The organism is Kitasatospora sp. NPDC056783 (assembly GCF_042789895.1).
GTDB lineage: Bacteria > Actinomycetota > Actinomycetes > Streptomycetales > Streptomycetaceae > Kitasatospora.
Map to the genome: position 1 here is coordinate 57,877 of NZ_JBHUAF010000006.1, position 7,377 is coordinate 65,253.

The window sequence follows — 7,377 nt, forward strand, 5'->3', positions numbered from 1 at the left end:
CTACTCTCCTTGCTCTGCCGACGGGTTGACCGATGGAGCGGCCGATGGGTCGGTCGATGGGTTGACCGATGGAGCGGCCGATGGTTTCACCGAAGGGTCGGCCGACGGGCTGAGGGACGGAACGCCCCAGTCCCGGGCGACCTCGGCGGTGTCCGCGCCCGGCCGGGCCGGCGGGCGGCGCAGGGCGCCCGGGGTGGCGGAGAAGCGCGGCGCGGGGGCCGGCTGGGTGACGCCGCCCTCCTCGACGTACGTCCCGCGTGCCGCCAGGTGGGCGTCGACCGCGGCCTGACGCATCGTCAGAACAGGTTCCACGCAGGCGTCGGTGCCGGTGAAGACGGTCTCCCACTCGGCTCTGGTCCGGGTGGCGAAGCGGGCGGTGATCCGGGCGCGCAGTTCGGGCCAGCGGTCGAACTCGTACTGGCCGGGCGCGTCCGGGCCCAGCTCCAGAAGCCGGGCGAACTCGGCGTAGAAGCGCGGCTCCAGCGCGCCGACGGCCAGGTGCTCGCCGTCGGCCGCCCGGTACACCGCGTAGAACGGGGCGCCGCCGTCCAGCAGGTTGACGCCCCGGCGGTCCTGCCAGTGGCCGGCCGCGAGCAGGCCCCACAGCATGCTGCCGAGGTGCGCCGCGCCGTCCACGATCGCGGCGTCGACCACCTGGCCGGCGCCGGTGGTCCGGGCGTGGTGCAGCCCCGAGAGCAGGCCGATGACCAGGTAGAGCGAGCCGCCCGCGTAGTCGCCCAGCAGGTTGGCCGGGATGCCGGGGGGTTCCTCGGCCCCGCCCGGCGCCGCCACCATCCCCAGCACTCCGGCCACCGCCGCGTACCCCAGGTCGTGCCCGGCGGTCGCCGCCCGCGGGCCGTCCTGCCCCCAGCCGGTCATCCGCCCGTACACCAGCGCCGGGTTGCGCGCCAGGCACGCCTCGGGCCCGACCCCGAGCCGCTCCGCGACGCCCGGACGGTAGCCCTCGATCAGCAGGTCCGCCCGCTCGACCAGGTCCAGCACCCGCGCCGGCCCCTCGGGGGACTTCAGGTCGATCAGCACCGAGCGCTTGTTGCGGTTGCTGAGGTCGTACGCCGGATCCGTCCCGAGCGGCGAGGGGTCCGGCCGGTCCACCCGTACCACGTCCGCTCCGAGATCGCCCAGCAGCATCGCCGCGAACGGCCCCGGCCCGATCCCGGCGAGCTCCACCACCCGCACCCCCGCCAACGGCCCACCGGCCTCCGGCGCGCTGCTCGTGTCACCCACTGGCTGCTGAACCCTTCCCGCTGGGGTTTGACAGTAAAGCTGTCACACTCGGGATGATAGGCAAGCGACCGGCCGGTAACAAGACCTCCTCGCCCGCGTCCGGGCGCCAATTCCCCCTTGGCCGAACCTTGATGAACCCGGCCACCCACCGTGCGAACCGAAGCACGGAGGGTGGGTCGGTGTGCTGACGGAGGCCCCCTGTACGGTCGTCATGCAGCGGAGGGGGCACGGCCGCTCTGCAACATGGGGAGGATTGCGCACACATGAGCAACCAAGGGTTCATCACCGGACCGGTCGCACCGGCCCCGGCCCCGGTGCCGGCCGAGGCCCCGGGCGCCGCCGCCACGCCGCCCTACGCAGGGCTCGTCCTGGCGAGCGCCGGAAGCTCGTCCGCGTCCTCTCCCGGTGCGGGGACCACCCGGCTCGACACCCCGTACGAACTCGCCGCCTCGGCCGGGATGGCCCGTCAGATAGCCACCGACCTCGACAGCGCCAACGGCAAGGCCGGCCCCGGCGCGCACAGCCTCACCGAGTACGCGAGCACCGCGTCGACCAAGATCCGCGGCTTCTCCTTCGGCGGCGCCCTCACCAGCAGCACCGAGCGGTGGATGCAGCAGTGCAAGACGCTGCACGACAAGCTCGGCACCACCGCCGGGAACCTCGACAAGACCCAGCAGAACTACCACGCCAACGAGACCCGGACCGCCGCGGATCTCTGCTGGCGCCAGTAACAAGGGAGGGGAACAGACACATGGTGTCCTTCAAGGAACTGCACGAGGCCGACTTCGCCGCGATCAACGACGCCGCCGAGGCGTGGTCCGGCGTCGCCAAGGCCCTCACCTCCCTGGACGGCCGGGTGGCCAAGGACCTCACCAGCACCGCGCAGCGGGCCGGCTGGAAGGGCACGGCCGCCGACGAGGCGACCAAGACGCTCCAGGGCGTCGACAGCGACTTCAAGCAGGCCTCGGCCGTCGCCACCGCCCTCGCCGCGATCATGAAGAGCGCCGCCGAGGACTTCGCCGCCGCCCGCCGCGACCTCGACACGACGCTCCACGACGCGCAGGGCGACAGCACCCTGACCGTCACCGAGGACGGGACGGTCAAGTGGACGGTCCCGAAGGAGGAGCGGAACGACCCCGAGGCCGAGCGCACCATCCGGGCCAACGCCCAGGCGATCTCGGACCGCCTCAACAAGGCCGTCGCCAAGGCCACCGCCGCCGACCAGAAGGCCACCGTGGCCCTCCAGGGCGACATCGGCACCAGCACCACGTCCTTCAACGCCGCTCCGTACGGCGCGGGCCCGGTCGCCGACGCCAACCGGGCCAAGGACCTGATGTCCAAGGCCGGCAGCCTCTCCGACGACCAGCTCAACCAGCTGAACGCGCTCATGGCCGCCAACGCGGAGAACAAGGACTTCTCCACCACCCTGCTCAACGGCCTCAACTACGGCGGCAAGACCGGCCCGGACGCCCTGCTGGAGTACAGCAAGGTCTACGACAACCTCGCGCACGGCAACCACAACGCCAAGGGCTACCAGGACGTCTACGGCAGCCTGTCCGTCGCTCTGGCCACCGCCACCCGCGACGGCGGGATGGGCAAGGCCTGGGAGGACGGTCTGCTCGCGGCCGCTCGCCGCCCCGGCGCGTCCGCGGCCGGGTACAACGACAACTACCCGGCGCTGACGAAGCTGATGGGCGCGAAGGGGACGTTCGACAAGCCGTTCCTCCTCAAGGTGGGCAACGACCTGGTCGACTACGAGCGCAACAGCAAGGTCAAGGGCGAGGAGCTCTGGGGCCCGGACTGGAGCGCGATCAAGGGCCAGACCGACCCGATGGGTGGTCTGATGACCGCGCTGAGCCGCGATCCGGGAGCGTCGAAGGACTTCTTCGACCCGGGGAAGGGCAAGAACCTGGACTACCTGCTGCACGAGCGGAAGTGGCCGAACCAGGGCTACGAGCAGAACCAGATGGACGACCTGGTCCGCGACACCTCCCGCGCGGCGCTCGGCGACGCCCTGGAAGCCGCCACGACCGGCCGGGACCCCCACGGCAACCAGCCGCCGGTCCGCCCGCACGACAAGGTCATGTCGCAGATCATGGACGAGACGCTCAAGTCCTTCGCCGGCAGCGGCCCCGGGGACAAGGCGAGCCTCCCGGCGGCGCTCCGTCGGCCGATGGCCGACATGATCGCCGACTACGCCCCGAGCATGCACGAGATCCTCGGCAAGGAGCTGTCCGGCCCCGCCCAGCCGGACGGGCTCACCGTCCAGCGCGACCAGTTGTTGCGCGTGATCCGCGGTGCTTCCGAAGACCCCGCTTCGTTTGCGATCATCCACCGTGCCGAATCCCAGGAGATCGCGGTCCGCCTCGGTGACTATGGCCCCGAGGCGTTCAAGTTCGATGCGGTGGGCGGCGCGAATCGCCAGCTCCACTCCTTCACCCAGGAGGCCGCCTCCGCTCTCGGCGCTCTCGACGCCGTGTTCGCCGACACGGCCTCGGACCACACGGAGTCCGACAAGGCCAAGGCGGACTGGGACGCGAAGATGAACTACCACCTGCTCGGCACACCCGCGAACCTGTTGCCGGGGGTCGGCGACATCGCCCAGCGCCTGGTCGACGTCGGAACCGCCCAGTACGCCAATGACGCCAAGGCGCTGGCCGACTCCGAGCTCCAGGGCAACCTGAGTTCCCACTTCTCGGCAGGACAGAACCAGTTGAACAAGATGATCGACGACAGGGTGAAGCAGTTCGGGATGGACACCGCCACCGCCGACCTGACCGGAAGCGTGTCGCAGCAGCTGAAGGCGGACGGGCGCAACAGCTACAACTCCGCCATCGACGGCACCTACCGCACCGTGTTCGGGAAGTCGTGAGCAGGTGGACGCCATGAAGAACGACGCTCATTCCGACGGTTCCGAAACCCTTCACGGGCGCATCGACGACGCGCTCGACCGTCGGGGGTTCTCCACCGGAAGACTACGAGCGCGGGCAGCCGCAGTGGTGCTGGCGCTCTCCCTCCTCCCTATCGGGGCGGCGGGGTTCGCGGCCTACCGGCTGACGAACCTCGGCGGGCCGGACAGGCTGTGCGACGGGGCCGTCACGGCGGATCAGGTGCACGGTCTCCTGGGAGGCGGACGGGTCGAGGACGGCACCTGGACCTCCTACTCGACGACGGAGGACTCCAGCGGGAACAGCTGCACCGTCCGGGTCCGTTCCGGCCTGTTCGAGACTTCCGAGAAGCACGTGCAGTTCACGATCGCCCGGAACGCCGATGACGGCCCGGGCGAGTTGGCCGCTTCGAACGCCCGGCTGTTCTCCGGCGACTCGGCCGGTTCGGTGACTCCGGGCGTCGCGTGGGCCGTACTCCCCGAGGGGTGTCAGAAGGGCGTGCGGATCGAGGTCCGCACCAACGATGCCGGCGGCGACGAGGCCAGGGCCCGTGCGGCCGTGGCCTTCGCCAACGGGGTGGCCAAGGCGCGTTCGTGCGGGGACCGGGTGCTCCCGGCGCCGACGAGTCTCTCGGCCGTGGGCGCCGAGACGGAACCGGACTGGAACAACCTGTGCGGACTGCCCGGGTTCGCGCCCGCGAAGAACCCCGAGGCCCAGTGGCGGATTCCGCAACAGGTCACCACCGCGACCGCCCCGATCTGGTCGTGCAAGCTCGGCGGGGACCCGCGGTACGACGGCCGGGTGCAGCAGTTCGCGATCACGACCGAGCCGCAGGCCACCGCGCTGACCCGGAAGGACGGCGAGCAGGACTCGGCGGTCGGGCGGGCGCGCTGGGTCGCCGGGGGGACACTCACCGCCACCTGTCAGGGCAAGGACGTCTTCTTCACCATCAAGGGCGGCTACCTGAAGGACACCCAGAGCCCCTTCCTGTTCCCGGACCAGCAGGACCTGGTGCGCCAGTTCCTCACCGCCGGCGGCAAGGCGATCGGCTGCGAGCCGATCCTGTAGCGGTCCGACAGCGGTCGGATATGGGCGGGCGGGTGTCGACGTAATGGTCTATCGTGCGATAGGACTATTACGTCGACACACGGGGGCGCGCCATGACCACCACCACCGACCCGACCGCCCGCACGGTCGTCGCCGTCTCCGAGCGGCTGGTGCTGACACGGCCCCAGGACAGTGACCTGGAGGCCGTGTTCGCGATCCACGGCGATCCGGAGACCAACCGGTACAACCCGCACGGGCCGCACCGGGACCGGGCGACGAGCCGGGAGATGCTGGACGGGTTCGTCGCCGACTGGGTGCGGGACGGGGTCGGGTACTGCGCCGTCGCCACCCGGGAGGAGCCGGAGGCGGTCATCGGGTTCGCCGGGCTGTACCTGCACGCCCTGGACGGGGAGCGGGTGTTCAACCTCTACTACCGGTTCCGGCCGTCCGCCTGGGGCCTGGGGTACGCGGCGGAGGCGGCCCGGGCGGCGATGGCCGAGGCGCTGCCGCGTTTCCCCGGTGTCGGGGTGATCGCCCTGATCCACGCCGACAACCTGCCCTCGCGCCGGCTGGCCGAGCGGCTCGGGCTGGTCGCCGACCCGGACGGCCGGACCGACGAGGAGGACCGGCTGATCCATCGGACCGGCTGACCCGCCGCACGGGCTGACCCACCGAACGGGCTGGGCCATCGGACCGGCTGATACCCGGCGGGACCCGGGATCCCCCGACGGGGGGAGGGGGATCGCGCCCCGGACGGAGGCCCCGGGGCGGGGCCCGACGGGAGGGTGGTGGCATGAGGATCGACGAGCGCGCGGTACGGACCGGGGCGGCGTGGACGGCGGTGGCGGCGACCGCGCCGTACCTGACGCTGAAACTGCTGTGGTTGACCGGGCACCCGGTAGGGGCGGACGACCCCGCCGCGATGGACCGGCTGTGGCTGGTGAACCTGCTGACCGTCGGCATGGACGCGATCGCCGTGGTGCTGGCACTGGCGTTCGTCCGGCCGTGGGGGCGGCGGGCGCCGGCCGGGCTGGTGGCGTTCCCGATGTGGGTGGCGACCGGGCTGCTCGGCACGATCCTGGTGGCCCTGCCGCCGTACCTGCTGAGACTCCTGCTGCTCGGGCCCGAACAGCGCGGACCGGACCACAAGGGGCTCGGCGACTGGGTCTTCCTCGTCGTGTACGGCGGCTTCGCCGTCCAGGGCCTCTCGCTGATCACCGCGTTCGCGCTCTACGCCCGCCGGCGCTGGGCCGGGCTGCTGCGGGAGCGGATCGGCGACCTGCCCGACTCCCCCACGCTGACCGTGCAACGCGTCCTCGCCTGCGTCGCCGCGCTGCTCGCCGCGGGCGTCGCGGCGGGCCGGGCCTACTGGGCGCTCGGCGGCACCGCCGGACTGCCACTGGCCCTGGTGGAGGAGCGCGGCCAGGGCGTGGCGGTGATGGACGGGGTGTCCGCGGTGATGGCGGTGGCCGCGGTGGCGGCGCTGCTGACGGTCGTCTTCCGGATCCGGCCGCAGCGCCGGGTGCTCCGGCCGCTGCTGGTGGTCTGGACGGCGGCCGGCTCGCTGTTCGGCTGGGGCGGCTGGCAGCTGGTGGCCCTCGGGGCGACGACGACCCGGGTGACCGAGCTGCGGGAGGCCGTGCCCGGGCTGATGCCGCTGGTGGAGGCCGCGCAGCTGGTGGCCGCGGTGCTGGTCCTGGCGGTCGGGGCGGTGGCGTTGACCGAATGGGGCGCCCGTCGGCGCACCGCTGCCGTAGAGTCGCGCGGGTGATCACGGGGGTGGGCGAACGGGCGGTGGGCGGCCGGGCCGGGGCGGGCGACCAGGGCAGCCGGCTGCGGCGCGCGGTCGGCGCGGCCCTGGGGCGGCGCGCCCGGCTGCGCTGGGTGCACCTGGTGCTGGGCGGCGCGCTGCTGATGCCGTACTGGCTGCTGTCCGTGGTGATGCTCGGGGCACTCAACCCGAACCAGTCGCCGACCGTCCAACTGCTCCTGTACATCCTGTCGTTGTTCACTTCGCTGCCGATGGCCGCCGTCACCGCGCTGGTGCCGACGGTGCGGGCACTGGAGGGCGCGGCGGCACGGGCGCTGTGCGCGGCGGCCCGGCCGGAGGAACTGGCCACCGGACCGGCCCGCTCCTGGGCGGCCCGCCGGCGCACCGCCGTCTGGTACGTGCTGCACGTGCTGTTCGGCTCGGTGG

At 72.4% G+C, this 7,377-nt stretch carries 6 protein-coding genes and 1 pseudogene; 6 read left to right on the forward strand and 1 reads right to left on the reverse strand.

The window, feature by feature from the left end:
* Nucleotides 1-1,245, reverse strand: coding sequence for a CaiB/BaiF CoA transferase family protein (locus tag ACFRMQ_RS02480; RefSeq protein WP_380726046.1), 1,245 nt, complete (start codon nt 1,243-1,245; stop codon nt 1-3).
* A 263-nt stretch (nt 1,246-1,508) separates the two neighbouring features.
* On the opposite strand from ACFRMQ_RS02480, the gene ACFRMQ_RS02485 reads away from it, so the two are divergent.
* The 6 genes and pseudogenes from ACFRMQ_RS02485 to ACFRMQ_RS02510 form a co-directional block, all read left to right on the forward strand.
* Nucleotides 1,509-1,976, forward strand: coding sequence for a hypothetical protein (locus ACFRMQ_RS02485; RefSeq protein ID WP_380726048.1), 468 nt, complete (start codon nt 1,509-1,511; stop codon nt 1,974-1,976).
* A gap of 20 nt (nt 1,977-1,996) precedes the next feature.
* Nucleotides 1,997-4,117 carry a hypothetical protein gene (locus ACFRMQ_RS02490; RefSeq protein ID WP_380726050.1) on the forward strand — a complete coding sequence of 707 codons (2,121 nt, stop codon included), beginning with the start codon at nt 1,997-1,999 and terminating at the stop codon, nt 4,115-4,117.
* Nucleotides 4,118-4,130: 13 nt separating this feature from the next.
* Nucleotides 4,131-5,201 carry a hypothetical protein gene (locus ACFRMQ_RS02495; protein WP_380726052.1) on the forward strand — a complete coding sequence of 357 codons (1,071 nt, stop codon included), beginning with the start codon at nt 4,131-4,133 and terminating at the stop codon, nt 5,199-5,201.
* 92 nt (nt 5,202-5,293) lie between these two features.
* Nucleotides 5,294-5,830 (forward strand): GNAT family N-acetyltransferase, encoded by a 537-nt coding sequence (locus tag ACFRMQ_RS02500; RefSeq protein ID WP_380726054.1) that lies wholly within the window; start codon nt 5,294-5,296, stop codon nt 5,828-5,830.
* Nucleotides 5,831-5,973: 143 nt separating this feature from the next.
* On the forward strand, nt 5,974-6,951 hold the full coding sequence (locus tag ACFRMQ_RS02505; RefSeq protein WP_380726056.1) for a hypothetical protein: 978 nt from the start codon (nt 5,974-5,976) through the stop codon (nt 6,949-6,951).
* A pseudogene (locus ACFRMQ_RS02510) lies at nt 6,948-7,377 on the forward strand (sensor histidine kinase); the annotation flags it as partial. The gene ACFRMQ_RS02505 and the pseudogene ACFRMQ_RS02510, both read left to right, overlap by 4 nt.